This window comes from Micromonospora sp. DT43 (assembly GCF_049841645.1).
GTDB lineage: Bacteria > Actinomycetota > Actinomycetes > Mycobacteriales > Micromonosporaceae > Micromonospora.
The window spans coordinates 339,576-365,615 of sequence record NZ_JBNCKR010000006.1 but is presented as its reverse complement, the minus strand read 5'-3'; the positions used below and the strand labels follow the sequence as shown (position 1 = coordinate 365,615).

General features: G+C 70.0%; 25 protein-coding genes and 1 pseudogene. 13 read left to right on the top strand and 13 right to left on the bottom strand.

The window, feature by feature from the left end; genetic code table 11:
- Positions 1–33: 33 nt before the first annotated feature.
- Entirely contained in the window at positions 34–1,875 is a 1,842-nt protein-coding gene (locus tag ACLQ26_RS17970; protein ID WP_425745479.1) for a phosphoenolpyruvate carboxykinase (GTP), read from the bottom strand.
- A gap of 440 nt (positions 1,876–2,315) precedes the next feature.
- Here ACLQ26_RS17970 and ACLQ26_RS17965 point away from each other — a divergent pair, with 440 nt between their 5' ends.
- From ACLQ26_RS17965 to ACLQ26_RS17955, 3 genes are all read left to right on the top strand, one after another.
- Entirely contained in the window at positions 2,316–2,852 is a 537-nt protein-coding gene (locus tag ACLQ26_RS17965) for a GtrA family protein (RefSeq protein WP_425745513.1), read from the top strand.
- A gap of 63 nt (positions 2,853–2,915) precedes the next feature.
- On the top strand, positions 2,916–3,632 hold the full coding sequence (locus ACLQ26_RS17960) for a GtrA family protein (protein ID WP_425745512.1): 717 nt from the start codon (positions 2,916–2,918) through the stop codon (positions 3,630–3,632).
- Positions 3,629–4,339, top strand: a complete 711-nt coding sequence (locus tag ACLQ26_RS17955; protein WP_425745478.1) for a MaoC/PaaZ C-terminal domain-containing protein — start codon at positions 3,629–3,631, stop codon at positions 4,337–4,339. Before ACLQ26_RS17960 ends, ACLQ26_RS17955 begins: the two co-directional genes overlap by 4 nt.
- Positions 4,340–4,385: 46 nt before the next feature.
- Here the strand turns inward: ACLQ26_RS17955 and ACLQ26_RS17950 are convergent, their stop codons facing one another.
- Together ACLQ26_RS17950 and ACLQ26_RS17945 are read right to left on the bottom strand one after the other, a co-directional pair.
- Positions 4,386–4,958 carry a PH domain-containing protein gene (locus ACLQ26_RS17950; protein WP_425745477.1) on the bottom strand — a complete coding sequence of 191 codons (573 nt, stop codon included), beginning with the start codon at positions 4,956–4,958 and terminating at the stop codon, positions 4,386–4,388.
- A gap of 112 nt (positions 4,959–5,070) precedes the next feature.
- On the bottom strand, positions 5,071–5,946 hold the full coding sequence (locus tag ACLQ26_RS17945) for a biotin--[acetyl-CoA-carboxylase] ligase (RefSeq protein ID WP_425745476.1): 876 nt from the start codon (positions 5,944–5,946) through the stop codon (positions 5,071–5,073).
- Between the two features lie 85 nt (positions 5,947–6,031).
- Between ACLQ26_RS17945 and ACLQ26_RS17940 the strand changes: the two genes are divergently transcribed.
- The gene (locus ACLQ26_RS17940) at positions 6,032–7,615 is read left to right on the top strand and encodes an acyl-CoA carboxylase subunit beta (RefSeq protein WP_425745475.1); all 1,584 of its coding nucleotides are present in this window, start codon (positions 6,032–6,034) and stop codon (positions 7,613–7,615) included.
- A 21-nt stretch (positions 7,616–7,636) separates the two neighbouring features.
- Here the strand turns inward: ACLQ26_RS17940 and ACLQ26_RS17935 are convergent, their stop codons facing one another.
- The 4 genes from ACLQ26_RS17935 to ACLQ26_RS17920 all read right to left on the bottom strand — a co-directional run bounded on the left by ACLQ26_RS17935 (position 7,637) and on the right by ACLQ26_RS17920 (position 10,872).
- Positions 7,637–8,506: a hypothetical protein gene (locus ACLQ26_RS17935; protein ID WP_425745474.1), complete on the bottom strand. Its 870-nt coding sequence runs from the start codon at positions 8,504–8,506 to the stop codon at positions 7,637–7,639.
- The gene (locus ACLQ26_RS17930; RefSeq protein WP_266248870.1) at positions 8,499–8,999 is read right to left on the bottom strand and encodes a SigE family RNA polymerase sigma factor; all 501 of its coding nucleotides are present in this window, start codon (positions 8,997–8,999) and stop codon (positions 8,499–8,501) included. The genes ACLQ26_RS17935 and ACLQ26_RS17930 overlap by 8 nt, the downstream gene beginning before the upstream one ends.
- A gap of 62 nt (positions 9,000–9,061) precedes the next feature.
- Complete coding sequence (locus ACLQ26_RS17925) at positions 9,062–10,045, bottom strand: ketopantoate reductase family protein (protein WP_425745473.1); 984 nt, start codon at positions 10,043–10,045, stop codon at positions 9,062–9,064.
- A gap of 83 nt (positions 10,046–10,128) precedes the next feature.
- Positions 10,129–10,872: a M50 family metallopeptidase gene (locus ACLQ26_RS17920; RefSeq protein ID WP_425745472.1), complete on the bottom strand. Its 744-nt coding sequence runs from the start codon at positions 10,870–10,872 to the stop codon at positions 10,129–10,131.
- A gap of 90 nt (positions 10,873–10,962) precedes the next feature.
- Between ACLQ26_RS17920 and ACLQ26_RS17915 the strand changes: the two are divergent.
- Positions 10,963–11,507, top strand: a pseudogene (locus tag ACLQ26_RS17915) (Uma2 family endonuclease).
- Positions 11,508–11,632: 125 nt separating this feature from the next.
- Entirely contained in the window at positions 11,633–12,385 is a 753-nt protein-coding gene (locus ACLQ26_RS17910; RefSeq protein ID WP_393293471.1) for a GH25 family lysozyme, read from the top strand.
- Between the two features lie 82 nt (positions 12,386–12,467).
- Here ACLQ26_RS17910 and ACLQ26_RS17905 read toward each other — a convergent pair whose 3' ends face one another.
- Positions 12,468–12,701: a hypothetical protein gene (locus tag ACLQ26_RS17905; RefSeq protein WP_425745471.1), complete on the bottom strand. Its 234-nt coding sequence runs from the start codon at positions 12,699–12,701 to the stop codon at positions 12,468–12,470.
- Between the two features lie 77 nt (positions 12,702–12,778).
- The gene (locus tag ACLQ26_RS17900) at positions 12,779–14,755 is read right to left on the bottom strand and encodes a protein kinase domain-containing protein (protein ID WP_425745470.1); all 1,977 of its coding nucleotides are present in this window, start codon (positions 14,753–14,755) and stop codon (positions 12,779–12,781) included.
- A 90-nt stretch (positions 14,756–14,845) separates the two neighbouring features.
- Here ACLQ26_RS17900 and ACLQ26_RS17895 point away from each other — a divergent pair, with 90 nt between their 5' ends.
- Together ACLQ26_RS17895 and ACLQ26_RS17890 are read left to right on the top strand one after the other, a co-directional pair.
- Complete coding sequence (locus ACLQ26_RS17895) at positions 14,846–15,040, top strand: acyl-CoA carboxylase subunit epsilon (RefSeq protein WP_425745469.1); 195 nt, start codon at positions 14,846–14,848, stop codon at positions 15,038–15,040.
- Positions 15,041–15,127: 87 nt separating this feature from the next.
- On the top strand, positions 15,128–15,586 hold the full coding sequence (locus tag ACLQ26_RS17890; RefSeq protein WP_425745468.1) for a hypothetical protein: 459 nt from the start codon (positions 15,128–15,130) through the stop codon (positions 15,584–15,586).
- A 230-nt stretch (positions 15,587–15,816) separates the two neighbouring features.
- Here ACLQ26_RS17890 and ACLQ26_RS17885 read toward each other — a convergent pair whose 3' ends face one another.
- Entirely contained in the window at positions 15,817–16,119 is a 303-nt protein-coding gene (locus tag ACLQ26_RS17885; protein ID WP_425745467.1) for a hypothetical protein, read from the bottom strand.
- An 847-nt stretch (positions 16,120–16,966) separates the two neighbouring features.
- Here ACLQ26_RS17885 and mycP point away from each other — a divergent pair.
- The 3 genes from mycP to ACLQ26_RS17870 all read left to right on the top strand — a co-directional run bounded on the left by mycP (position 16,967) and on the right by ACLQ26_RS17870 (position 19,704).
- Positions 16,967–18,082 carry a type VII secretion-associated serine protease mycosin gene (gene mycP, locus ACLQ26_RS17880; protein WP_425745511.1) on the top strand — a complete coding sequence of 372 codons (1,116 nt, stop codon included), beginning with the start codon at positions 16,967–16,969 and terminating at the stop codon, positions 18,080–18,082.
- A 183-nt stretch (positions 18,083–18,265) separates the two neighbouring features.
- The gene (locus ACLQ26_RS17875) at positions 18,266–19,054 is read left to right on the top strand and encodes a Maf family protein (RefSeq protein ID WP_425745466.1); all 789 of its coding nucleotides are present in this window, start codon (positions 18,266–18,268) and stop codon (positions 19,052–19,054) included.
- Positions 19,051–19,704, top strand: coding sequence for an O-methyltransferase (locus ACLQ26_RS17870; RefSeq protein ID WP_425745465.1), 654 nt, complete (start codon positions 19,051–19,053; stop codon positions 19,702–19,704). The genes ACLQ26_RS17875 and ACLQ26_RS17870 overlap by 4 nt, the downstream gene beginning before the upstream one ends.
- Before the next feature lie 213 nt (positions 19,705–19,917).
- Here ACLQ26_RS17870 and ACLQ26_RS17865 read toward each other — a convergent pair whose 3' ends face one another.
- The 3 genes from ACLQ26_RS17865 to ACLQ26_RS17855 all read right to left on the bottom strand — a co-directional run bounded on the left by ACLQ26_RS17865 (position 19,918) and on the right by ACLQ26_RS17855 (position 22,387).
- Positions 19,918–20,673: an ABC transporter permease gene (locus ACLQ26_RS17865; protein ID WP_363678449.1), complete on the bottom strand. Its 756-nt coding sequence runs from the start codon at positions 20,671–20,673 to the stop codon at positions 19,918–19,920.
- A gap of 18 nt (positions 20,674–20,691) precedes the next feature.
- Positions 20,692–21,651 carry an ATP-binding cassette domain-containing protein gene (locus ACLQ26_RS17860; RefSeq protein ID WP_425745464.1) on the bottom strand — a complete coding sequence of 320 codons (960 nt, stop codon included), beginning with the start codon at positions 21,649–21,651 and terminating at the stop codon, positions 20,692–20,694.
- Between the two features lie 121 nt (positions 21,652–21,772).
- Positions 21,773–22,387 (bottom strand): PadR family transcriptional regulator, encoded by a 615-nt coding sequence (locus tag ACLQ26_RS17855; protein ID WP_425745510.1) that lies wholly within the window; start codon positions 22,385–22,387, stop codon positions 21,773–21,775.
- Between the two features lie 140 nt (positions 22,388–22,527).
- On the opposite strand from ACLQ26_RS17855, the gene ACLQ26_RS17850 reads away from it, so the two are divergent.
- Both ACLQ26_RS17850 and ACLQ26_RS17845 read left to right on the top strand, forming a co-directional pair.
- Positions 22,528–24,279 (top strand): acetyl/propionyl/methylcrotonyl-CoA carboxylase subunit alpha, encoded by a 1,752-nt coding sequence (locus tag ACLQ26_RS17850; RefSeq protein WP_425745463.1) that lies wholly within the window; start codon positions 22,528–22,530, stop codon positions 24,277–24,279.
- Positions 24,280–24,387: 108 nt separating this feature from the next.
- Positions 24,388–25,827: a GuaB1 family IMP dehydrogenase-related protein gene (locus tag ACLQ26_RS17845; protein WP_425745462.1), complete on the top strand. Its 1,440-nt coding sequence runs from the start codon at positions 24,388–24,390 to the stop codon at positions 25,825–25,827.
- Positions 25,828–26,040: the final 213 nt, after the last annotated feature.

Sequence of the window (26,040 nt, the reverse complement as noted above, 5' to 3'; positions counted from 1 at the left end):
TCCGTTGTTGCCCGCAGGGCGCGCTCTTCACACCTAGCGCGTCGGTGCGGCGTCCAGGCGGGCGCGCAGCGCGTCCAGCTCGGCCCAGAGCACGCCGGGCAGCTTGTCACCGAACTTCTCGAACCACTCGGTGATCATCGGCAGCTCGTTGCGCCACTCGTCCGGGTCGACCTTCAGCGCGATCCGGACGTCCTCCGGGGTCATGTCCAGGCCCTCGACGTCGAGCGAATCGGGCGTCGGCACCATGCCCACCGGGGTCTCGACCGCGTCGGCCGTGCCCTCGAGCCGCTCGACGACCCACTTGAGCACCCGGGAGTTCTCCCCGAAGCCCGGCCACAGGAACGAGCCGTCCGGGTCCTTACGGAACCAGTTCACGTAGTAGATCTTCGGCAGCTTGGCCTCGTCGCCGTCGGTGCCCTTGCCCATCTCGATCCAGTGCCGGAAGTAGTCACCCGCGTGGTAGCCGATGAACGGCAGCATCGCCATCGGGTCGCGGCGGACCACGCCCACCGCGCCGGACGCGGCGGCGGTGGTCTCCGAGGAGAGCGTCGCGCCCATGTAGACGCCGTGCACCCAGTCGCGGGCCTCGGTGACAAGCGGGATGGTGTCCTTACGGCGACCACCGAAGAGGATCGCGTCGATCGGAACGCCGTTCGGGTCGAAGTACTCGTCGGCGAGGATCGGGCACTGGGTGATCGGAGTGCAGAACCGGCTGTTCGCGTGGGAGGAGAGTCCGTCGCTCTCCGGCGTCCAGTCGTTGCCCTTCCAGTCGATCAGGTGCGCCGGGGGCTCACCCATGCCCTCCCACCAGACGTCACCGTCGTCGGTGAGGCCGACGTTCGTGAAGACGGAGTTGCCCCGGTCCAGCGTCCGCATGGCGTTGGCGTTGGTCTTCCAGTCGGTGCCGGGCGCCACGCCGAAGAGGCCGTACTCCGGGTTGACCGCGTAGAGCCGGCCGTCCGGGCCGAACCGCATCCAGGCGATGTCGTCGCCGATCGTCTCGACCTTCCACCCCGGGATGGTCGGCTCCACCATGGCCAGGTTGGTCTTGCCGCACGCGGACGGGAAGGCGCCGGCGATGTGGTGGACCCTGCCCTCCGGCGAGGTGATCTTGAGGATGAGCATGTGCTCGGCGAGCCAGCCCTCGTCCCGGCCCATCACGCTGGCGATGCGCAGCGAGTAGCACTTCTTGCCGAGCAGCGAGTTGCCGCCGTAGCCGGACCCGTACGACCAGATCTCCCGGGTCTCCGGGAAGTGCGAGATGTACTTGGTCTCGTTGCACGGCCACGCCACGTCCTGCTGGCCCGGGGCGAGCGGGGCGCCGATCGAGTGCAGCGCGTGCACGAAGTCGGCGTCGTCGCCCATCGCCTCGAGGACGCGCGCCCCCATCCGCGTCATGATGCGCATCGAGGCGACCACGTACGGGCTGTCGGTGATCTCTACGCCGAACATGGGGCTCGCGGCCTCGACCGGGCCCATCACGAACGGGATGACGTACATGGTGCGACCGCGCATCGAACCGCGGTACAGCTCGGTCATCGTCCGCTTCATCTCGGCCGGCGCCATCCAGTTGTTGGTGGGGCCGGCGTCCGCCTCGTCGACGGAGCAGATGTAGGTGCGCTCCTCGACCCGGGCGACATCCGTCGGGTCGGTGCGCGCGTAGAACGAGTTCGGCTTCTTCTCCGGGTTCAGCCGGATGAGGGTGCCGGCCTCGACCAGCTCATCGGTGAGGCGACGCCACTCCTCGTCCGACCCGTCCACCCACACGACCCGGTCGGGGGTGGTCAGTTCCGCGACCTCACGGACCCAGGCAAGCAGTTTCGGATGGGACGTCGGGGCCTGATCGATACCCCGCACTACAGCCGGAGCAACCATGACACATCTCCTTGTGGTCGACGCTGACCGATCTATGGGATGCACGAGTCTCAGCGACGCCGCGCGCCGCCTTCGTGGAAACCTGGGATTGGCCTCAGCGTAAACCGGGCAGCCTTCCTAGACAGTGGGACGGGTTGTGAAGAACTGCACAAGATACGGCCACGCTGCGGCATCACGATCTGATACCCGCTTTCCTGCGCAGTTTCACGCAAATCTTGTTGTGCACCCCGGTCGACGCGCGTTCCGGTCGGACCGTCAACCCCCCGGCCGACCGGTGCGGGGATTCCCGTTCCGGGGCGCATCAGTCCTCCCCTGTGGTTACGCTGCGTTCAACTGCGGCGTACTGGGCGAAAGGGGCTGGCACGAGCGACGATGTCCCGTCGCCGTTGCTACCCCGCCGACTGGCCGGCAGCCGGTAAGCTCGCCCCGTGGCCGCCACGATGACCGGGGATCAACCGGGTTCCCGGCAGACCCGACCGGGTCTGATCCGCGGGCTGTTCGACCGTTTCGGTCACCTCGTACGCGAGCTGAGCAAGTTCGCCACCGTGGGCGGGATCGCCTTCCTCATCGACTTCGCGCTCTTCAACTACCTGACGACCGTGCGGGGCATGGAACAGGTCACCGCGAAGACGATCTCGACAGTGATCGCGGCGACCTTCGCCTTCATCGGCAACCGGTTCTGGACCTGGCGGCACCGCCAGCGCAGCAACCCCGCGCGGGAGTACGCGCTGTTCTTCTTCTTCAACGCCGTCGGCCTCGGCATCGCGGTGGCCTGCCTCGCGATCAGCCGCTACGGGCTCGGCAGCATCTGGCCGGCCGTGTTCCAGACGCAGCTCGCCGACAACATCGCCAGCTTCATCGTCGGCACGGGCCTCGGGACGCTGTTCCGATTCTGGTCCTACCGGCGGTTCGTCTTTGTCGAAGCGGGAACTCCGATCGTTCCGCAGGTGGAGCACGACCGGGACCACGGGGCGTGACCTGCCGCCCACCTCGTCCGGCCGGTGATCGCCGGCTTCACCGACTGCCCTAAGGTGTTTCGCATGCGTCTTGTCCGTCTGTTGCCTGAGCGCTGGCAGAAGTTCATCCGCGAGGCGCTCAAATTCGGCATCGTCGGCGGCATCAACACCGTCATCAATTACGCGGTGTTCAATGCCCTTGCACTTACCGTTTTCGCCAATGGTCAGTTGAAGGCGAACGTGATCGCGACACTCGTCGCAACGATCACGTCGTATCTGATGAATCGCCACTGGACGTACCGGGATCGTCCGAAATCGGCGCTTCGTCGGGAATACCTCCTGTTCTTCCTGTTCAACGGGGCCGGCCTGCTCATCGAACTGGGCGCCGTGGCCGCGGCCAAGTACGGGCTCGGCGTGCACGGGCTGCTGGCGCTGAACGTGGCGAAGACCGCTGGTGTCCTGCTGGGCACGCTGTTCCGGTTCTGGTCGTACCGGACCTTCGTCTTCCAGCCCGTCTCGCCGGCCGAGGACAAGGCGAAGGCCGAGCCGACCTGGCACGACATCCCGCGCGACGAGTGGGACACCCTGGCCGAGATGGACCCGGTCGCCGAGCTGGCCGAATCCGTCTCCGAGCTGGAAGAGGCGCAGGCCAGTGACCGACCCGACCCGACGCCCGGCCCGACCGGCGCCGCTCCCACCCAGCAACGGCCCACACCGATGACCGCCGGCCTCTCCGCCGACCTGGACGCGGAACTCGCCGCGGAGCTGCACGCCGGCACCCGTCGCTCGCCCCGCCGGTGACGCCTCCCGCCACCCGTTCCGGAACCGGAGCGCCCGCCGAGCTGTTCTTCGAGGATCTCGTCCCGGGGCTCACCGTCGACCTCGGGACGGTGACCGTGGACGGCGACGAGATGCTTGCCTTCGCCCGTCGCTTCGACCCGCAGTGGTATCACGTCGACCCGCAGCTGGCCGAGGCCAGCCGGCACGGCGGAGTGATCGCCAGCGGCTTCTACACGGTCAGCCTGTTCATGCGGGCGTACGTCGATCACCTGCTGTCGCGCGCGGCGGCGGACGCCTCCCCCGGTCTGGAGGAGTTGCGGTGGCTCGCCCCGGTACGCGCCGGTGACCGCCTCGCCGTCCGGGTCGACGTGATGGGCGCCCGCCCGTCGTCCGCCCGCCCCGGGCTCGGCACCGTCATCCTCACCGGCACCATGCTCCGCCTCGGCCCGGACAACCGTCCCGAGCAGGAGGTGCTGCGGACCCGCTTCCGTGGCTGGTTCGCGCTCCGGCCGGTCGAGACGAACCCCGACGCCACACCGGCCGAGGGCGACTCACCAGCCGAGGTCGGCCCGCCGGAGGGCGGACCGCCCGAGACCAGCTCGTCGGAGAGCGGACCGGCCGGAACCGGACCGTCGGAGAGCAGGCCCGCCGAGAGCGGGCCGCCCGAGGCCGAGACTCCGGCCACGCCGTCCGAGGCCGTGGGGCCCGGGGCCGACAAGCGCGCCTGACCGTCCCGCCCGATGCTCGGGCCGGGACGGTCAGTGCCGATCGCGATCAGCTCGTGGTGTCACGCAGCGGCTTGCCCTCGCGCATGTCGGCGAGGATGTCACGCATCTCCCCGTCGCCGAGCGAGTGCTTGTCGTGCTGCGCCTCGACCAGCTCGTAGAGGGTGGTCTGCACCCGGCTGACACCCGGCACATCGGCGAGCACCGACTGGCCGCGCTCACCTGCCGACTCGATCGTGAGGGTGCCGCAGCCGAGCAGCCGCTCGAAGAAGTGCTGGTTCATCGAGTGGTCGTTGATCCGGGTGAGCGGAAGGTCCCGCCGGTCCCGCGAGAAGACACCCTGCTGCAACAGCACGCGCTCGTTTGTGAACAGGTAGTGGGTGGTACGCCAGACCAGGAACGGCCACAGACCGAGCCAGAGGACCGCGACCAGGCCGATCACTCCGATCACGGCCAGCGCGATCGAACCACCGCTGCTCTCGGGCAGCAGGAGCACGCCGACCACCACCGCGGCGATGGCCAGCACCAGCACCGTGATCGGCCGGATCAGCGCCTTCCAGTGCGGGTGCAGGTGCAGCACGACGTGCTCGTCCTTCGTGAGCACGTCTTCGGGAAACGCCACGACAACCTCCAACGCCAGTTACTCGACGCGCCGACCGTAAACCCCCCGAGCCCCGCCCCGACATCCGCCACGCGGCCCCACCCGCTGTCCGTGATCTTGCACTTGTGCGGCGTCAGCGCAGATGCAGGACGTCGCCGGCGGCCAGGGCACGCTCGCCCGTAGCGCTGGTGACCAGGAGTTGGCCGTCGGGGTCCACGCCGGTGGCGGTGCCGGTCAGGTCGTCGCCGCCGGGAAGCAGGACACGCACCTCGCGGCCGACCGTCGCGCAGGCCGCCAGGTAGGCGTCGCGCAGGCCGCTGGTCACGGCGTCCCCACCGGCGGAACGCCAACGGTCGTACCACTCGGCGAGGGCCCGCAGCAGGGCCCGCAGCAGCGGGTCCCGGTCGGTGGCCGCCGCACCGGCCAGTCGCAGCGAGGTGGCCGGCAACCCGGTCGGGTTCACCGGCAACTCGTCGGCGCGCAGGGTCACGTTGAGCCCGATGCCGAGGACGATGGCAGGCGGTTGTGCCGGGGAACGTCCGGGCACCGCCTCGGCCAGCACGCCGGCGCACTTGGCGTCGCCGATGAGCAGGTCGTTGGGCCACTTGAGGGTGGCCTCCAACTCGGCCAACCGGTCGACCGCCTCGACAAGCGCGACACCGGCGAGCAGGGGCAACCAGCCGTACCCGGTCGGTGGCACCGCCGGCCAGTCGCGGTCCGGCGCGGCCTCGCCGGGCCGGAGCAGCACGCTTGTGGTGATTCCCGCCCGCGGCGGTGACTGCCAGACCCGACCGCGCCGGCCACGGCCGGCGGTCTGCCGCTCGGCCACCACGACCAGGCCCTCCGGCTCACCGGCCGCGGCGGCCTCGGCCACGTCCGCGTTTGTCGAGCCGGTCTCGGCATACAGCTCCAGGCGGGCCCACGGCCCGTTCGGCGCGACAAGGGCGCGCCGCAGCCGGGCCGCCGACAGCGGCGGTCGGTCGAGATCGGTGTACGGGGAGCCCGGCATCCCGTCAGCCTACGGCGGTGATCGTGGGAGGCACTGAGGCGTACTGCACAGACGCGCCGACCTGAACCATCGTTATATTCCCTGGGTGACTACCGAGACCGGGACCAACATCCACAGCACGGCGGGCAAGCTGGCGGACCTGGAGCGCCGGGTCGACGAGGCGGTGCACGCCGGGTCGGCGCGGGCGGTCGAGAAGCAGCACGCGCGGGGCAAGAAGACCGCCCGCGAGCGGATCGAGATGCTGCTCGACGAGGGCTCCTTCGTCGAGCTGGACGAGCTGGCCCGGCACCGGTCCACGGCCTTCGGGCTGGAGCGCAACCGCCCGTACGGCGACGGCGTGGTCACCGGCTACGGCACTGTCGACGGCCGGCAGGTGTGCGTGTTCGCGCAGGACTTCACTGTCTTCGGTGGCTCGCTCGGCGAGGTCTTCGGCGAGAAGATCGTCAAGGTGATGGACCTCGCCATGAAGATCGGCTGCCCGGTGGTAGGCATCAACGACTCCGGCGGCGCGCGCATCCAGGAGGGCGTCGTCTCGCTCGGCCTGTACGGGGAGATCTTCTTCCGCAACGTCCGGGCCTCCGGGGTCATCCCGCAGATTTCGCTGGTGATGGGGCCCTGCGCCGGCGGCGCGGTCTACTCCCCGGCAGTCACCGACTTCACGGTGATGGTCGACCAGACCTCACACATGTTCATCACCGGCCCCGACGTGATCAAGACGGTGACCGGCGAGGACGTCGGCATGGAGGAGCTGGGTGGGGCCCGCACGCACAACACGCGCAGCGGCAACGCGCACTACCTCGCCAGCGACGAGGACGACGCGGTCGACTACGTCAAGGCCCTGCTGTCGTACCTGCCGTCGAACAACCTCGACGAGCCTGTCGTCTTCGACGCCGCCGCCGACCTGACGATCACCGACGAGGACCGCGAGCTGGACACGCTGGTCCCGGACTCGGCGAACCAGCCGTACGACATCCACACGGTCATCGAGCACGTCCTCGACGACGGGGAGTTCCTGGAGGTCCAGCCGCTCTACGCGCAGAACATCGTCGTCGGCTACGGCCGGGTGGAGGGCCGGCCGGTCGGTGTGGTGGCCAACCAGCCCATGCACTTCGCCGGCACGCTCGACATCGCCGCCTCCGAGAAGGCCGCCCGGTTCGTGCGCACCTGCGACGCGTTCAACATCCCGGTGCTGACCTTCGTGGACGTGCCCGGCTTCCTGCCCGGCACCGGCCAGGAGTGGGACGGCATCATCCGCCGGGGCGCGAAGCTCATCTACGCGTACGCCGAGGCGACAGTCCCGAAGGTCACCGTGATCACCCGCAAGGCGTACGGCGGGGCGTACGACGTGATGGGTTCCAAGCACCTCGGCGCCGACCTGAACTTCGCCTGGCCGACCGCGCAGATCGCCGTGATGGGCGCGCAGGGTGCGGTGAACATCCTCTACCGCTCCGAGCTGGCCGGCGCCGAGGACCCGGCCGCGGTCCGGGCCGACAAGATCGCCGAGTACGAGGACACCTTGGCCAACCCGTACGTGGCGGCCGAACGCGGCTATGTCGACTCGGTGATCCCGCCGCACGAGACGCGCACCCAGATCGTCCGGGCGCTCCGCGTCCTGCGCACCAAGCGCGAGACCCTGCCGCCGAAGAAGCACGGCAACATCCCGCTCTGATCGCGCCGGCCCCCTGATCGGTCAGCAGGCCGGGTTGGCGGCGGGGCACAGTCGTTGGGCGGCCGTGCGGCCCAGCGCTTCGAGATCCGCGTCACCCAGGCCCAGGCCCGGGTCGGGCACCAGCACCGTTACCAGGTCACCGACCCGGACCACGACTGTCATCCCCACCGGCGTTGAGCGCTGGAGCGTCCTTCCGGAGGCCGGGCCACGCGGGGCGAACGGCACGTGCCGCACCAGAATCGACTCGTCACCGGCGAAGCTGCTCGCCGCCGTCTCCCAGGCGTGCTTGCTCTCGTTCGGCGTCGTCTCGCCCGCCGAGACGACGTTCTCGACGACATGCCATTCCGGGCAGGCGTCGAGCAGCGCCCTCAGGTGAGTGAAGAGTCGCGCGCTCACCAGCGGATCCAGCCGGTAGACGTCCTGGCTGAGTTCGACCCGGGCGGGTGCCCTGCCGTCCCTCGTCGGCGACAACAGGGTCTGCGACCGGGAGTAACGGGAGTACGCGGGCACCGCCGCCACGCCACGGTCATCGCCGCACCTCTGCAACGTCGGATCCAGTCGGACGGTCTCACCGAGGCCGGCGTCGCCGAGCTGCACGGCGTTTTTCACCGGCACCTCGGTGACAGCCAGCAGGGAGTCGAGTGGGATCTCCGCCCGGGCGGGGCTGGCGTCGACAGGCACCCGCGTCGCCGCCGTGGGCGGAGGCTCCGCCCGGTCCTTCAGGGCGTACGCCGGGCCGGCCACCGCCGCGAGCACCGCGACCGCCGCCAACGCGGCAGTGCGACGCCTACGCCTGCGTGCCGCCGCCCGGATCTCCTCCGGCTCCGGCCACGTGACGTCACGCAGGTCCCGGTGGACCCGTTCGACGAATGCCAGGTCGTCATCACGCATCGGTGGCCTCCTCCAGGTCAGAGACGGCGAGCAGGCCGGCGAGCGCCGTCCGCCCGCGGGAGAGCCGGGCCTTGACCGTGCCCACCGGGGCGGCGGTCTCCCGCGCCACCTCGGCGACCGGCATGCCCATCAGGTAGTACAGGGCGATGGCGGTGCGCTGCTCCTCGGGCAGTCGACGCAGCGCTGCCACCACCTCGACCGTGTCGGTGCCCGGCCCGGGAACGGTCTCGGTGGCCCCGTGCCGCAGGTAGGCGCGGGCGCGACTGCGCAGGCTGCGCCAGCGACTCACCGCGATGCGGCTCGCCACCACCCGCACCCATGCCTCCGGGTCGTCGTACCCGCTGATCGTCGACCAGCGCTGCCAGGCCCGGATGTACGCCTCCTGCACCGCGTCCTGGGCCTCGACCCGGTCACCGGTGAGGGCGTAGACGAAGCCGAGCAGCCGTTGTCGGCTCCCCCGGTAGAACTCGTCGAACCCGTCGACGTCCGGCACCCGCTACCTCCCCGTGTCGGTCGCAGGGAACACGCGCCGGGCGGGGCCCTCGGTTGCCCCGGTCAGGCGATCATCTTCTCCAGCTCGGCGAGCGGGAACGCGCCGGCCGCGATCCGTTCCCGGACCGCCCGCCGTACCGCCCGCTGCACGGCCACGTTTGCCGGTGTCGGTACGCCGTGCAGCCGCCCGAGCAGCGCGACCTCTCCGTTGAGGTGATCGACCTCGGTCGAGCCGGCGCCCCGGGCGAGGCTCTGCCACGTGGAGCCGCCGGAGCGGTCCGCACCGTCGACCGGGCGCTGCTGGACCAGATCGCCGCGTTCGGCCGCCTCCTCCTCCGGGGAGGTGTGCGGGATGCGCGCGGCGGCGAGCGCGGCGAGACCCTCGGCGCGTACCCGCTCGGCCAGCGCGTCCGGGATGTCCCGCCCGAGCAGCGCCTGGAGGCCGTTGCCGAGGTTGTTGAGCAGCTTGCCGTACTTCCAGCGCAGCACGTCCTCCCGCACCGGCGCGACGAAGCCCGCGGCGGTCAGGTCGGCGGCGATCGCCCGGTCGGTGTCGTCGGCGCCGCCCGGGTAGCGGCCGAGGTGGAGCATCCCGGGGTGCGGATGCCCGTTGGCCACCACCTCGCCCGGGTCCAGGTGGGTGGCGGGCAGCCAGACGCAGACCGCGTGCACGTCGGCGAAGAGCCGCAGGGCGGCCCGCTCGTTCGCCACCCCGTTCTGCGCGGTGAGCAGCGGCAGCCGTTCGCCGGCCGTGCCACCACCGGCGACCGGCGCGTCCACCCACGTCGCCAACGCGGCCTCGGTGTCCTGCGACTTGACGGTGAGCACCAGCACCGTGTCGGCCGGCAGGGGGCGGTCGCCCGGACCGTCTACGGCGGCGAGCCGGGCGGTCACGTCACCGTCGGGCTGCCGCAGCGTCAGGCCGCGATCCCGGATCGCGTCCAGGTGCGCGCCGCGCGCCACAAGTGTCACGTCCCGGTCGGCCTCCGCCAGCCGTACGCCGATGGTCCCGCCGACCGCGCCCGCCCCGATGATCACGTATCGCATGACCTCATTCTGCCCGCCTCGGCCCGGCGCGGCCGTTGTCGACCCAGCGGCCGTGCCCGGGTCGCCCGGCCCGGTCGTCGCGGTCAGAGCGTCAGACCGGCGTCGGTGAGGATCGAGCCGGTGAGGAGAAGCGCGCCGGCTACCAGGGCGGCCAGGTTGACCAGGGCGAAGAGGACCACCCAGAAGAACGCCGGGAACGGGGTCAGCCCGGCGAGCTGGTCGGCGTCGGAGGCGGGCATCCGGCCTCGTGCGCGCAGCCGTTGCAGCTCGACCACCGGTCGCACCCCGCCCAGCAGCAGGAACCACACTCCGGCGTACGCGAACGCGGCCTGCACCTGCGGCGTCGCGTACCACGAGACGGCGAGCACCACCGCCCCGGTGACCAGCAGCGATACCACGCCGAAGGCATTACGGATCATGACGAGCATGGCGAGCAGCAGCACCACCGCCACCCAGAGCAGCAGCGTGATCCGGTTGCCGCCGAGCAGCCAGGCGCCGGCCAACCCGACCAGCGGCGGGGCGACGTAGCCGGCCAGCAGCGTGAGGATCATGCCCGGTCCGGTGGGCCGTCCGGCGGAGAGCGTCAGCCCGGAGGTGTCCGAGTGCAGCCGGATGCCGCGCAGCTTGCGGCCGGTGAGCAGCGCGACCAGGGCGTGCCCGCCCTCGTGCGCGATGGTGATGGCGTTGCGGGCGATCCGCCACGGCAGCCGGGTGGACACCACCACCAGCGCGACTGCTGCGGTTATCAGCACCAGCAGCGGGGGCGGGTCCGGCTGCGCGCCGAACAGCGTGTCCCACAGATCGTCCAGCCCGTCGATCGACATCATGGGGCGCGAGCCTACCGGCGGCGTTCCGTGTCGCTCGCGAGGCACCGGCTCGTGACGCAGCAGACTGAGCGGGAACTGAGGTGATAGCAGATGAGACCGGTGCCCTTGGAACACCACATCGGCCCCTGGACCGAGGCCGACTACTTCGCTCTCGGTGAGACGCCGGACCGGATCGAACTGCTCGACGGGAGCCTGCTCCTCAGCCCGGTCCCGAGCAAGCGGCATCAGTTGGTGTCTCGCCGCCTGGCCGACCACGTCGAGCGTGCCGCAGGCGGCCTCGCGGTCTTCAGAGCGGTAAACGTACGGCTCGGGGTGGATCGGATTGCGATCCCGGACCTGGTCGTCGCGGAGACCGACGACGAGGGCACGGTGGTGGAGGCTACCGAGGTGACGCTTGTCGGTGAGGTCGTCTCGCCCGGCAACGCGGCCGCCGACCGACTGGTCAAGATGCAGCTCTACGCCATCGCGCGGATCCCCTGGTACCTGCTTGTCGAGCAGGACGGCGACGGTCACTCGCTGCGGCTGTTCCGGCTGGACGGCGAGCACTACGTCGAGGACCAGTGGCCAAGCCCGGCGAGACGCTGACCGTGGTCGAACCCTTCCGCTGGCAGCTCGACCCGGCCACCCTGCGCTGACTGTTCCGGCTCCGGTCACCAGGAGGAACGACGGCCGTCGATGAAACTTTCTTCAACAACTCTTGTGATCTAGGGCAGTTACCTCCAAAGATGGTCGTCAATAGACCGCTTCTCTGGAGGCACTCATGGCCCGTACCGGATCATCGCTGCGCCGCGCGCTCGCGGCCGGCCTCACCGTCCTCGCCACCGCGGCGGCGACACTGGTCGCGACCGCCGGCCCGGCGGCGGCGGCCACCACGCCCGGCGTCGACGTCTCCCACTACCAGGGCACCATCAACTGGACGAGCGTCCGCAACGCGGGCATCCAGTTCGCCTTCATCAAGGCGACCGAGGGCACAAGCGTCAAGGACTCCGCCTTCAACGCGAACTACGTCAACTCGTACAACGCCGGGGTGATCCGCGGCGCGTACCACTTCGCCCGGCCCAACATCTCCGCCGGCTCGACGCAGGCCAACTACCTGGCGTCCAACGGCGGCGCCTGGTCGGCGGACAGCCGCACCCTCCCGGCGGCGCTGGACATCGAGGCCAACCCGTACAGCGGGGGCTACTGCTACGGGTTGAGCACCACCGGGATGCGCAACTGGGTGCAGGACTTCCTGAACACCTACCGTTCCCGCACCGGCCGGTACGCGGTCATCTACACCACGACGAGCTGGTGGAACCAGTGCACGGGCAGCTGGACCGGCCCGTGGGCCAACCACCCGCTCTGGCTGGCCCGCTGGTCGAGCACGCCTGGCGCCCTGCCGGCCGGCGCCTCGGTGTACAGCTTCTGGCAGTACACGAGCAGCGGCGCCGTCTCCGGGATCAGCGGCAATGTGGACCGCAACTACTGGAACGGCGACCGCACCCGGCTGATCGCGTTGGCCAACAACACCTGAGCGGGCGGTTGGCGGCAGCGGGATCGACGGTCACCACACGGTCGACAATCGGTCCGGCTGCCGCCACGCCACCGCGTACGGGTCAGGCCCGCCGTCGGCTCATCGCCGGCACCATCACCGGAACATCCTCGCGGACCAGCGCGTCCCGCCGGCTGAGCCGCCGGACGCCCACCGCGCCAACGGTGATGGCAACGACGCCCAACAGCGCGACGAGTACCGGAAGCCCAACGCTGATCAGCAGCAGTGCCACATCGCCTAGTGCGACGAGCATCCACAGTGCCAGCCGGGGCCGGGCGCTCCTGTATCGGTAGCTCATGTCGCACCTCCCTCCGTCGTTGGAGATCAGATACCCCGAACGACGCAAGAACATGCGAATGGATCTCGCGGCGGCACTCAGTTCCTGCGGTCGGGCACGAAGCCCTTGACGACCTGGTCGAAGTTGGCGAGGTTGGCCTGCCAGTCCTTCTCCGCGATCTCCCACCGGATGGCGAAACCCCTGTTGGTGGCGGTTACGAAGCCCCGGTTGCGCACGTGGATGCGGGTGTTGTCCCGGGTCTCCAACCACTCCCAGTCGGCGCAGGTCCGGTACCAGTCGCAAGCCTTGATGCTGCCCACCAACTGGTAGTTGGAGACCAGATCCCGACGGTCAGGTTCGATCGCCTTCCAGTCGGCGACCGCGTCCTTCTTCGGGGTGGGGGTCCACTGGATCAGCATGATGCCGGGCCCGTTGGGCTGGTTGAAGACGAAGGTGTCCTTTCTGGTCTGACGGCCGCTCCAGCCGGGTGGAAGCGGGATGGAGAAAGTCGGCCCCCGGTACAGCTTCCAACCCGCCGGCAGCGCGTTCGGGTCGGCCGAGGGCGTAGCCGACGGCGTAGCGCTCGGCGCGCCCGTGGGCGACGATGCCGTCGGAGCCGCAGACTGCGGCGGGGCCGACGTCACGGCCGCCCCGGTCGTCGGGGCGACCTGCGGCGTCTCGTTGTCGTCGCCCTTTGTCAGCATCGGCACGATCACCACGAGGCCGATCAGCAGCAGGGCCACCAGCGCCCCGATCAGCACGTTGCGGCGGGTGTTGTTCGGCTTCGTACCGTCGAACGCCGGCACCGGCGCGCGCCCGGCCGGGCCCACCGGAGGCATCACCGACGTGGGAGTCGACGGTTTGCGCTGCTCCGGTGCCACCGGCGGCCCGTCGACGGCCGTCGGCTCGTCGTCGTCGGCTTGGGTCGTACCGTCATCGGGTTTGTCGTCGGCGGCCGCCACCGTCGCGGTCGGCTCGGCCTCGGACGGGCGGTCAATCTTCGCGGTCGGCTCGGCCGGTACCGCCGCCGTCGGGTCGGCGTCGGCCGGCACGACCTCCGTCGGCGTGGCGTCGACAGCGGGCGTAGCGGCAGCGGCGGCGACCGGCGGCGGGGTACGCGGCGCGGGCGGCGACACCGGGCGGGCCGCGCTCTCCTCGGCGGGGCGCGGCGCCGGCACGAGCGGCGGTCGCGGCTCGCGCGGACCGTTGGGCCCCGGCCGGCGTACGCCATCGAGCAGCGAGATCCCCCGCGCCCGCTTGCCCCCGGCGCGGCGCAGCAACCGCTCGGCCACCTCGGCGGTGATCCGCTCGTTCGGGTCCTTCTGGAGCAGCCCGTTGAGCACCGGCTTGAGTGGGCCGGCGTTCTTCGGCGGCGGCATCGGCTCGGTCGCCAGCGCGGCCAGCGTGGCGATCGCGGACGGCCGCGCGTACGGCGACTTGCCCTCGACCGCCGCGTAGAGCGTCGCGCCCAGCGACCACAGGTCGGCCTCCGGACCGGCGGTGCCCTCCCGCGCCCGCTCCGGCGAGATGTACGCGGGCGAACCGAGCACCATGCCGGTGCGGGTCACGTTGGGATCGCCCGGGATCGTGGCGAGACCGAAATCGGTCAACACCACCCGGCCGTCGTCGCCCAGCAGCACGTTGCCCGGCTTGACGTCGCGGTGCATGACGCCAGCCTTGTGGGCCGCGTTCAACGCGCCCAGCACCCCGAGGCCGATCTCGATGGTCTGGGCCACCGACACCGGCCCGTCCTCGGCGAGGGTGTCCTGCAACGACTTCGACGCCACGTACTCCATGACGATCCACGGATCGCCGTCGGTGCGCAGCACGTCGAAGATGCGAACCACGTTTACGTGGTTGAGCCGGGCGATGGCCCGCGCCTCGCGCAGCGAACGCTCCCGCATCTCGCGGCGTTCCTCGTCGGTGAGGCCGGGAGGCGGCACCAACTCCTTGATGGCGACGTCCCGGTGCAACACCTCGTCGCGCGCCTTCCACACCCGACCCATGCCACCCTGGCCGAGCGGCGACAGAAGCCGGTATCGGTCAGCGACGAGTTGGGGAAGCGCGTTCGACATCGGTGAGACGGTACCCGGACCCGCCGACGCTCACACCGCCGGCACGCCACTGTGCGCCTCGGACGACTTCGGGCCGCGTACGCTGGCGGCATGTCTGCCGAAGAGCCCCTGTTCCGGGTCGTTCGCGGCGTGCCCACCGCCGAGGAGTTGGCCGCTCTGGTCGGTGCGCTCATCGTGCGGTCCCGCCCGGCCGCCGCCCCCGCTCCGGCGACCACGTCCGCGTGGTCCCGCAGTGCACGGCCGGCCGGGCGCGACACCTGGCGCACCTCAGGCCTTCCCCGCTGACCGACCCGCCACGCGGGGGCTGCCAGAGTGGCGTCCAGCCGTTAACCTCACTCAGGGAAACGGTGTCGTGACGGATAGGGAGGATCGATGATCCCCGAAGAGGACCAGCCGGCCCCCTGGCTGCGCGGCTATGGCGGCATCGAGGCCGACATCCGCCAGCTCCGCGAGTTCGCCGACCGGCTCGCCGCCGAGGTCGAGAGCAACTACGCGCCCCACCTGTCGTACATCGCCGATGACATGTCCGCTCAGGTGCCCAACCCCTGCGACGCGTTCATCGAGCTGGTCACCTTCCTGCACGCCCACCACGAGACGCAGCAGGCCACCGCCGACATGGTGTACGCCGTCCGGGGCGCCACCGGTCACCTCGCCGCCGCCGCCGACCGGGTAGCCACCCAGTACGCCGACAGCGACGCCTTCTCCGCCGCTCGCGCCGTGGACGTCCAACGGGCCCTGGCCGACCCGGGAGCCGTCCTGCCCGGCGGCCGGACACCGATGCTGACCGACCCCACCGGCCCCGAGAGCCAGAGGCCGGTGGTCCTGCCATGATCGAACGGGGCAACGGCCGCACCGGCGACCAGACCAACTGGCACCTGATGGACGTCAACAGCATGTGGGCGTGCCTCCAGGACCACGACACCACCAACCACTGGAAACAGGTCGCCGGCTGGCGCAAGGTCTGCGACCTGGCCCAGATCCACCTCGGCCGACTCCAGGAGTACCGGCGTGGACTCGCCGAAGCGTGGCCCCCGGAAACCAGCGCCGCCTCCGGCACGTACCTAGCCCAACTCGACGACCTGATCGCCAAGGTGCGGCACACCCACGACGCCGCCGCCGCCAACTACGCCGCGCTGTCCGCCGCCACCCAGGCCATCGGCAGCACCCGCGCCGAGCTTCGCAAAATCCACGAGGAGTACGCGACCAAGCTCCACCAGAAGCAGGCGTACGACGCCACAGCCGCCGACCCGAAGGCGATCATGGGCAACCGGGTGGTCGAGTCGCCGGTGACGGACGGCGATCTGGAACGGCTGAATGTTCAAGCGCGGTCCATGATGTTCAACCTCAGCGGTGAACTCCAACAAGCCCAAGTCACCCTCCGCCAACCACCACCCCCGCCAACATCTAAACCGGTCGCCGACCAGGCGAACTCAGACGTATACGGCGGAACAGCCGCCCCGATTATTCCCCCAATCGTGGCCGTGCCTGCGCGAACGCCTTCCGCAGCACGTTCCCACACGACTATGCAGCCTGTCGTTACATCAAATTCTCCCGTTACTGGGCCGGTCCTGGGTTCGGCTGGCGGTGCACTAGCGGGCACTTCGGGGATCGCTAGTCTGGGTCTGGCACCGACGCCACCGACGCATCCGACTCCAGCACTTGGTCCTGCTATCGCACCGCTTCGACCGGGCGCGCCACCAACCGCTGACTTGCCCCTTCCTCAATCTGGCGAATATTCAGCGAACCGTCCGAGGGGAGGCACTGCCACACCGCCAAACATGCTCCCCACTGCACCACAACGCCCCTCGCCACCCGGCGGGCTGATTGGAGGAGCCCCGACTGCCGGCACATCACCTCGCCGCATCAATCCAGTTGGTGGGGTAATTGGCGGCGGAGGTGCCGGAACCGGACCTACCGGCGGAGCTGGATCCCGGCCAGGCGCTGGCCGCGCTCTCGGCCTCCCGCAGGGATTCCCGCCGTTCGGCGGTATGCCGAATGCCACCCCAGCGCCTAGCAACGCAACTCGTCCAACTTCTCAGGAAGATCGCAGCGAACCACGTCGCTGGGACCCCGATAATCCATGGGAGACAGATAAGGGTGTTGACCCGGTGGTCCGTCCCCCGGACACGCACAAGCCGATCGACCCCGGCCCGGCAATCGGGTTCGATAGGTAGGCCGCGTGCCTCTTGGACGCTTCTACTTAGTCTTGGCATCACGCTCGTCACACTGCATTTCTCGTTACCAGCTTATGCTTCCCCCGAGCCGAACAACGCCCATCTGATCCGCGACGACCAGTGGCATCTGAAGTATCTTCACGCCTCTGAAGCCCAAAAGATCAGCCGCGGGAGCGGAGTTATGGTTGCCGTGCCAGACACGGGCGTAGAGAGACACCCCGATCTACAGAAGAACCTACTGCCCGGCAGTGACGTCATCTCGGGAGAAACCGGTGACGGCCACACCGATATCAGCAGTCACGGCACGGGAATGGCAGGCTTAATCGCAGCACATGGAAGTGGCGGAAACTCGGGGGCACTTGGAATCGCTCCGGAATCCAGCATTCTTCCCATCCGGATTCAAATGTTAGATGAGCAGGGTGACAGCGACAACCTTGCCACTGCCATCGAATATTCGACCACAAAAGGGGCGGATATTATCAGCATCTCTTCGGTCTCTGGACCAAGCCTGAATCTGCAACGAGCTGTAGATGCTGCGATGCGAGCGAATATTCTAATTGTCGCAGCAGCTGGGAATAACCCACGGGAGCAGCATGTTGGATTTCCAGCATCATATCCAGGGGTGATCGCTGTCGGAGGGATAGGCCGCGACGGGACTCATGCCGAAGTTTCGGTGACCGGCCCTGAGATTGATGTGGTTGCACCTGCGGTCGACATCTACAGCACGAGCATTAACGGCAAGTACCGCAGAGGCACTGGTACATCTGACGCCACGGCGATTGTGGCTGGGGCGGCGGCGTTGATCAGGTCGAAGTACCCCTACCTGCCGGCCCAGGAGGTGGCGCATCGGCTCACGGCCACGGCCATCGACAAAGGTCCGCCTGGCCGGGACGACGAGTACGGGTACGGCGTGATCGATCTTGTCGCGGCGCTGACGGCGGACGTACCCCCGTTGGGGTTTGAGTCGGTCAGCGCTCCGGCCGGCGCTGGCCCCACCGCGACGGACGATGCTCGGCCTGGTGGGGGCGATGATGGCGCTCAAGTCCGCGGCCTGGCCACCCTGGCTGCGATCGCGGCCATTGGCGCCGGATGGGCGCTGGTGGCGCGGCGCCGTCGGCGCAGTGATGATCCGCCACCCAGAATCAGTCGCTGATCGGGCCGGCACGCCTTGATCGACTCGGGTTCCTTGATATCGGGGTGTCCGGGCGAGTGGGATACCGCGATCTCCAGGAAGTCGAGTGGATCAAGGGCATGGCGTCGCGCGGCGGGGCGGGAGAGCGCGACGGGCGGCCGGGTGGACCGGTGTGGTGGGTGGTGAGCCGGTAACGTCGGGCTGGTGTCTGATTCTCTGCCGCTCCGCCTCGTGCTCGCCTCGGCCAGCCCTGCTCGTCGCAAGTCTCTACAGGCCGCTGGCATCCAACCGGACGTGCTGGTCAGCGGGGTGGACGAATCCGTGGTCGTGACCGACCGGGCCGAGGATCTGTGCCTGGAACTGGCCCGGCTCAAGGCGCAGGCCGTGCTGGCCCGACTGAGTCCGGCCACCAGCGCCAACGAAGACACCGCGACCGGAAACACGGCCAGCAATGGGAGCACGGCCAACACCGGCAACGGAACCACGGCCGGCACCCGCAACGAAACCGGCAAGACGGCCAGCACCGGGACCGGGCAGCGGACGCTGATTATCGGCTGCGACTCGGTGCTCGCGTTCGACGGGGAGATTCTCGGCAAGCCGGCGGATCCGGCGGACGCTACCCAGCGCTGGCTGCGGATGCGGGGGCGCAGTGGTGTGCTGCACAGTGGGCACTGTCTTATCGACAGTGTCACCGGCCGGCGCGCGGAGGCGGTTGCCTCGACGACTGTCCATTTTGCGGACATCAGCGATGACGAGATCGCCGCGTACGTTGCCACCGGCGAGCCGCTGGCGGTGGCCGGCGCATTCACGATCGACGGGTTGGGCGGGCCGTTCGTGGAGCGGATCGAGGGTGACCCGGGGACTGTCGTCGGGCTGTCGATGCCGCTGTTGCGTCGGCTCCTCGCCGAACTGGGTCTGCAGATAACTGACCTGTGGACAACTGTCGCGCCTGGCGGCCAATCGGTCGAGCCGCTCGGTAACGTCCGTTCATGACCACCAAGTCGATCCCGCTCACCGACGAGTTGCACGCCTACCTGGTCGCGCACGGCGCCCCACCGGACGAGATCATTCGGGATCTGGCCGAGGAGACCCGGTCGGTGCTGCCGGAGCACGCCACCATGCAGGTGGCGCCGGAGCAGGCCGCGTTCCTGACGTTCCTGACCCGGCTGCTGGGCGTACGGCAAGCCGTCGAGGTGGGCACGTTCACCGGATTGTCGGCGCTGGCCATCGCCCGGGGGTTGCCCGAGGGCGGGCGGCTGACCTGCTTCGACATCTCCGAGGAGTTCACCGGCATCGCCAGGCGGTACTGGGCCCGCGCGGGCGTGCAGGATCGCATCGACCTGCGCATCGGCCCGGCCGGCGAGACGCTGCGGGAGTTGCCGCACGAGCGTCACCTGGACTTCGCGTTCATCGACGCGGACAAGACCGGGTATCCGGTCTACTGGGCCGAGCTGGTGCCCCGGATGCGGCCGGGCGGGGTGATCGCCGTCGACAACGTGCTGCGCGGCGGGCGGGTGCTCGCCCCGCGGGACGCCAACGACCGGGCGATCGCCGCCTTCAACGACGAGGTGCTCGCCGACGTACGGGTCGACCCGGTGATGCTGCCGATCGCGGACGGCCTCACCCTCGCCCGAGTGCGCTGACCGCCGCGACCGCCCAGCACCAGCCAGCACAGGCGAGCACCGCCCAGCGCCGGCGAGCGCCGGCACCACCGGCCAGCAGCGCCCACCAGCGACGAGCGCCGAAACGCCACGCACCGAACGCGGAACGCCACGCACCACGGAGCGAACGCCGACAGCCGGACAGCACGACATCGGGGTGCCCCCAGACAAGGGGCACCCCGATGGTCGAAGACGTCAGCGGACGCTGCGGGCGAACTGGCGGGCGGCCCAGAAGACACCCAGCGCGGCGAGGACCGCGGTGATGCTGAGGCCCTGCCAGACCTTGTCGCTGCCCAGGTCGCCGGCGAAGAGCGCGCGGGTGCCGTCGACCGCCCAGGAGAACGGGTTCCAGTCGGCGATGCCCTGCAACCAGCCGGGAGCGAAGGTCAGCGGGAGCAGGATGCCGGAGAGCAGCAGCACCGGCTGCGCCACGGTGTTCATCAGTGGGGCCAGCGCGTCCTCGCTCTTGACCTTGAGTGCGACACCGTACGAGACGGCCGAGGTCATGAGCGCGATGAGGGCGAGCATGAGGTACGCGAGCAGCAGGTCACCGATGAACACCCGCAGGTCGAACAGGAGCGCCAGCAGGGTGATGATGACGGCCTGCACGATGAGCGAGACCACGTCGCGCAGCGAGCGGCCGAGCAGCAGGGCGAGCCGGCTGATCGGGGTGACCCGGGACCGTTCGATGACGCCGGCGCGCAGTTCGGCGATCAGGCCGAAGCCCTGGAACAGGCCGCCGAAGATGGCCAGCAGCACCAGCAGACCCGGTACGAAGATCTTGTAGGCGGCGGCCTGGGTGGGCGCGTTCAGGGCGGGCTTGAGCAGCGGGGCGAAGAGCAGCAGGTACATCACCGGCTGGAACACGCCGACGAAGACCCAGACCGGGTTGCGCAGCAGGAGCTGGATCTGCCGCTGGAAGATCAGCCACGTGTCACGGGCGAATTTCATGAGTCGTCTCTCCGGTGGTCAGGACTCGCGCAGCGAGCGGCCGGTCTTGGTGAGGAAGACGTCGTCCAGGCTGGGCCGGTGCAGCTCGATCGAGCGCAGCTCCAGCCCGGCGTGGTCGAGTCGGCGCAGCACCTGGGGAATGGCTGTGGCGCCCTCGTCGACGTAGAGGCGCAGGCCGCCCTCGTCGGCGGTCTCCAGCTTGTTGACGTACGGCTCGCCGTCGAGCAGCTTGGCGGCCTGCGGGGTGGCGGCCAGGTCGAGACCGACGAGCACGACGTCGCCGGAGATCTCCCGCTTGAGTTCGGTCGGTGTGCCCTCGGCGACGACCTCGCCGTTGTCCATGATCGCGATCCGGTCGCAGAGCGCGTCGGCCTCGTCCAGGTAGTGCGTGGTGATGAAGACGGTCATGCCGTCGCTGCGCAGTCGCCGGATCTCGTCCCACATGTGGGCGCGGCTCTGCGGGTCGAGGCCTGTGGTCGGCTCGTCCAGGAAGACGATCTTCGGCTCGTGGATGATGCCGAGCGCGATCTCGACGCGCCGGCGCTGACCGCCGGAGTAGGTCTTGCACTTGCGGTCGGCGTACTCGGTGAGCTGGAAGGCGTCCAGCGCGCGGGTCGCGCGCTGCTGCGCGTCGGCCTTGCCGATGCCGTACATGCGGGCGTGCAGGACCAGCTCCTCGCGGGCGGTGGACTCGTCCCAGGTGCTGCCGCCCTGCGGGACGTACCCGATGCGACGCCGCACCTCCGCCGGATCCTTGCGCAGGTCGGCCCCGGCGATGGTGGCCTCGCCGCCGTCCGGCTCGATAAGCGTGGCGAGCATCCGCAGCGTGGTGGTCTTGCCGGCGCCGTTGGGGCCGAGGAAGCCGAAGATCTCGCCCTCGGCGACCTGGAGGTTGACGCCCCGCACGGCGTCAACCGTCTTCGTCTCTCGACCCGCGCGGGAGCGGAACGACTTCCGCAGCCCCCTGGTCTCGATCATTTCTGCTCCTGGTCGGTCGGGCCGGCGGTGCCGGCCGTCGAGTGGGACGACGCCGAACGGCGCACTCCCCCGCTGTGCCGCCAGCAGGCTAACGCGATATAACTCTTCTAGTCAACGTTGATTATTCCGCCGTGGTCGACCGGCTGCCCTCAGGGCCGTCCTTCCACCCCGACCAACCCTCGACGTTCTCCAGCTCACCAGGCAGGTACGACACTCCGGAGTCGATCCGCTCCGCGATCCGCTCGCACCAGCCCATCTCCGCCTCGGCCCGCGCCGCCCACAGCTCGAACATCCAACCCACGTGCACCGGCTTCCGGTTACGCACCCAGTCCGACTCGAGGGATGCACGCATCGACTCGACACCGGCCCGCAGCAGGTTGGCCCGGTTACGCAGGGCCGCGGCGGCCTCGGCGCGCGGCATGGCGGGCAGGAAGGAGAACGCCGCCGCGAACGGGTCGGACGGCTCGCTGAGGTTCCACCAGAAGTTGCGCAGCAGCGTCTCGAACTCGTCCTCGCCCTTGGGGGTCACCTCGTAGGTGGTCCGCGCCGGGCGAGCGCCTACCTGCTCGGTGGCGACGGCGCGGAGCAGCCCCTCCTCACTGAGTTTGCGCAGTGCGTGATAGATCGAGCCGGGCTGCACGTTCGCCCACTTGTCGGCGCTCCAGCTCAACAGCTCGCGGCGCACGTCGTAGCCGTGCACGGGCTGCATCCACCGCACCAGGCCGAGAATCATCATCCGAGTCGCAGACACCCAGCAAGCGTAATAGGCAAGTTTGACTAAGTTCAGTGCCCCATCCCACACTGAGCGATCGTTAGGGCCACCACACGGTGGCCGATACACTCCCCGTCAGTAACCTGCCGGGAGGAGCCACGAAGGTGCGCAAGGTACTCATCGCCAACCGCGGCGAGATCGCCGTCCGGGTCATCCGCGCCTGCCGCGACGCCGGCCTGGGCAGCGTCGCCGTGTACGCGGACTCCGACCGGGACGCCCTGCACGCGACGCTCGCGGACGAGGCGTACGCGCTCGGCGGGGACAGCGCGACCGAGACCTACCTGCGCATCGACAAGCTGCTCGACGTCGCCGCCCGGGCCGGCGCGGACGCCGTACACCCGGGTTATGGCTTTCTGTCCGAGAACGCCGACTTCGCCCAGGCGGTCATCGACGCCGGGCAGACCTGGATCGGCCCCACCCCGCAGGCGATCCGCGACCTGGGCGACAAGGTGACCGCCCGGCACATCGCCCAGCGCGCCGGCGCCCCGCTGGTCCCGGGCACCCCGGACCCGGTGGGCAGCCCGGACGAGGTGATGGCGTTCGCCGTCGACCACGGGCTGCCGGTCGCCATCAAGGCCGCGTTCGGCGGTGGCGGGCGCGGCCTCAAGGTCGCCCGGACCATGGAGGAGATCCCCCAGCTCTTCGAGTCGGCCACCCGCGAGGCGGTCGCGGCGTTCGGCCGGGGCGAGTGCTTCGTCGAGCGCTACCTGGACCAGCCCCGGCACGTGGAGGCGCAGGTCCTCGCCGACCAGCACGGCAACGTGATCGTGGTGGGCACCCGGGACTGCTCCCTGCAGCGCCGGCACCAGAAGCTCGTGGAGGAGGCGCCCGCGCCGTTCCTCACCGACGCCCAGCGTGCCCAGATCCACGACAGCGCCAAGGCGATCTGCCGGGAGGCCGGCTACCACGGCGCCGGCACGGTGGAGTACCTGGTCGGCAAGGACGGCACGATCTCCTTCCTGGAGGTCAACACCCGGCTCCAGGTCGAGCACCCGGTCACCGAGGAGACCGCCGGCATCGACCTGGTCCGCGAGCAGTTCCGGATCGCCGACGGCGACAAACTGCGGATCACCGAGGACCCGACGCCGCGCGGGCACGCCATCGAGTTCCGCATCAACGGCGAGGACCCGGGGCGCAACTTCCTGCCCGCGCCGGGCACCGTCACCACGTTGCGCCTGCCCAGCGGCCCGGGCGTCCGGGTGGACACCGGCATCTCGGCCGGCGACGTGATCGGCGGCAACTTCGACTCACTGCTGGCCAAGGTGATCATCGTCGGTGAGACGCGGACCGAGGCGTTGGAGCGCGCCCGCCGCGCGCTTGACGAGATGGTCGTCGACGGGATGGCCACCGCGCTGCCGTTCCACCGGCTGGTCGTGCGGGACGAGGCATTCACCGCCGAACCGTTCACCGTGCACACCCGGTGGATCGAGACCGAGTTCCACAACACCGTGCCGCCGTTCGCCGCCGCCGCCGGCGCCGCCGAGGCGCCGGCGGAACGCGACACCGTCGTGGTCGAGGTCGGCGGCAAGCGCATCGAGGTCAGCCTCCCCGCCGGCTTCGGCGGGAGTACGACCACCGCGGCACCCGCCTCCCGTAAGCCGACCCGTCGCGGGGGCGGGGCCACGGCAGGAGCACCTGTCGGCGGCGACGCGCTCACGTCTCCCATGCAGGGCACCATCGTCAAGATCGCGGTCGCCGAGGGCGACACGGTGGCCGAGGGAGACCTGGTGGTGGTGCTGGAGGCGATGAAGATGGAGCAGCCGCTGCACGCCCACAAGGCGGGTACGGTCAGCGGACTCACCGCCGAGGTCGGCGCCGTGATCACCGCCGGGGCGCCCATCTGCACCATCTCCTGAGGGCTTTGCCCCAGGCCCGGATACTTCATCCCGCCGGCGGGAGTGCGACGGGGGTGGTTTGCGGCACCGAGGTGGGCGCGGGCGGCCGGAGCCGGGAATGATGGCCAGGTGCGGTTCCTTCACGGCGCGGCCCCCGCGCACGACCTGACCTATACCGACGTCTTCATGGCGCCGGCCCGCTCCGACCTCGGCTCCCGGCTGGACGTGGACCTGTCGACCGGTGACGGCACCGGCACCACCATTCCGCTTGTGGTGTCGAACATGACGGCGGTCGCCGGGCGGCGGATGGCCGAGACGGTGGCCCGGCGCGGTGCGATCGCCGTGATCCCGCAGGACATCCCGATCGAGGTCGTCGCGAACGTCGTCGCCTGGGTCAAGCAGCGGCACCTGGTCTACGACACGCCCATCACCCTGGGCCCCACCGAGACCGTCGGCGACGCCATCCACCTGCTGCCGAAGCGGTCGCACGGCGCGGTGATAGTGGTCGACGAGGCCGGTCGGCCGATGGGTGTGGTCACCGAGGCGGACACCCTGGGCGTGGACCGGTTCGCCCAGCTGCGGCACGTGATGTCCACCGAGCTGCACACCGTGCCCGCGGACGCGGACCCGCGTACCGGCTTCGACAGGCTCTCCGCCGGTCGACGCCGACTCGCCCCGGTGGTGGACGCGGACGGCCGGCTGGTCGGTGTGCTGACCCGGCAGGGCGCGCTACGGGCCACCCTCTACACGCCTGCCGTGGACGACCGGGGTCGGCTGCGCATCGCGGCGGCGGTCGGGATCAACGGCGACGTCACAGGCAAGGCCGCCGCGCTGCTGGAGGCGGGTGTGGACACGCTGGTCGTGGACACCGCGCACGGTCACCAGGAGCGGATGATCTCGGCGTTGCGGGCGGTCCGCAAGCTGGACCCGGGCGTACCGGTGGCGGCCGGCAACGTGGTCACCGCCGAGGGCGTCCGCGACCTGGTCGACGCGGGCGCCGACATCATCAAGGTGGGTGTCGGGCCGGGCGCGATGTGCACCACCCGGATGATGACCGGGGTGGGTCGGCCGCAGTTCTCCGCAGTGCTCGACTGCTCGACGGCGGCCCGTGAGCTGGGCCGGCACGTCTGGGCCGACGGTGGCGTCCGGCACCCCCGCGACGTGGCGCTCGCGCTCGCCGCCGGCGCGTCGAACGTGATGATCGGCTCCTGGTTCGCCGGCACCTACGAGTCCCCCGGCGACCTCTACACCGAGCCGGACGGCCGGCGGTACAAGGAGAGCTTCGGGATGGCCTCGGCGCGCGCGGTAAGCGCCCGCACCGCCGACGACAGCCCCTACGACCGGGCCCGCAAGGCGGTGTTCGAGGAGGGCATCTCCTCGGCCCGGATGTATCTGGACCCCACCCGGCCCGGCGTCGAGGACCTGATCGACGAGATCATCGCCGGGGTACGCAGCGCGTTCACCTACGCCGGCGCACGCAACCTGACGCAGTTCCACGAGCGGGCGATCGTCGGCGTGCAGAGCGCCGCCGGTTTCACCGAGGGAATGCCCCTGCCCACCAGTTGGTGACGCGCGTCCCGCCTTCCGGCGGCAGTCTGGCCAGGAGTTCCACGTTCTCAAGATCGTGACAGCGCGCTCTTTGCGAGCCTGGTGGACACGGGCGTGGGGTTGTTCACCGCCTTCTGCCGGGCGGACACGTCCATGCCCTGCCGTCCGTGTTGCCGGAGTAATGCGACTTCTGGTGACACCCGGTCGATCGGGATCGCGCTGCAAATTGCTTCC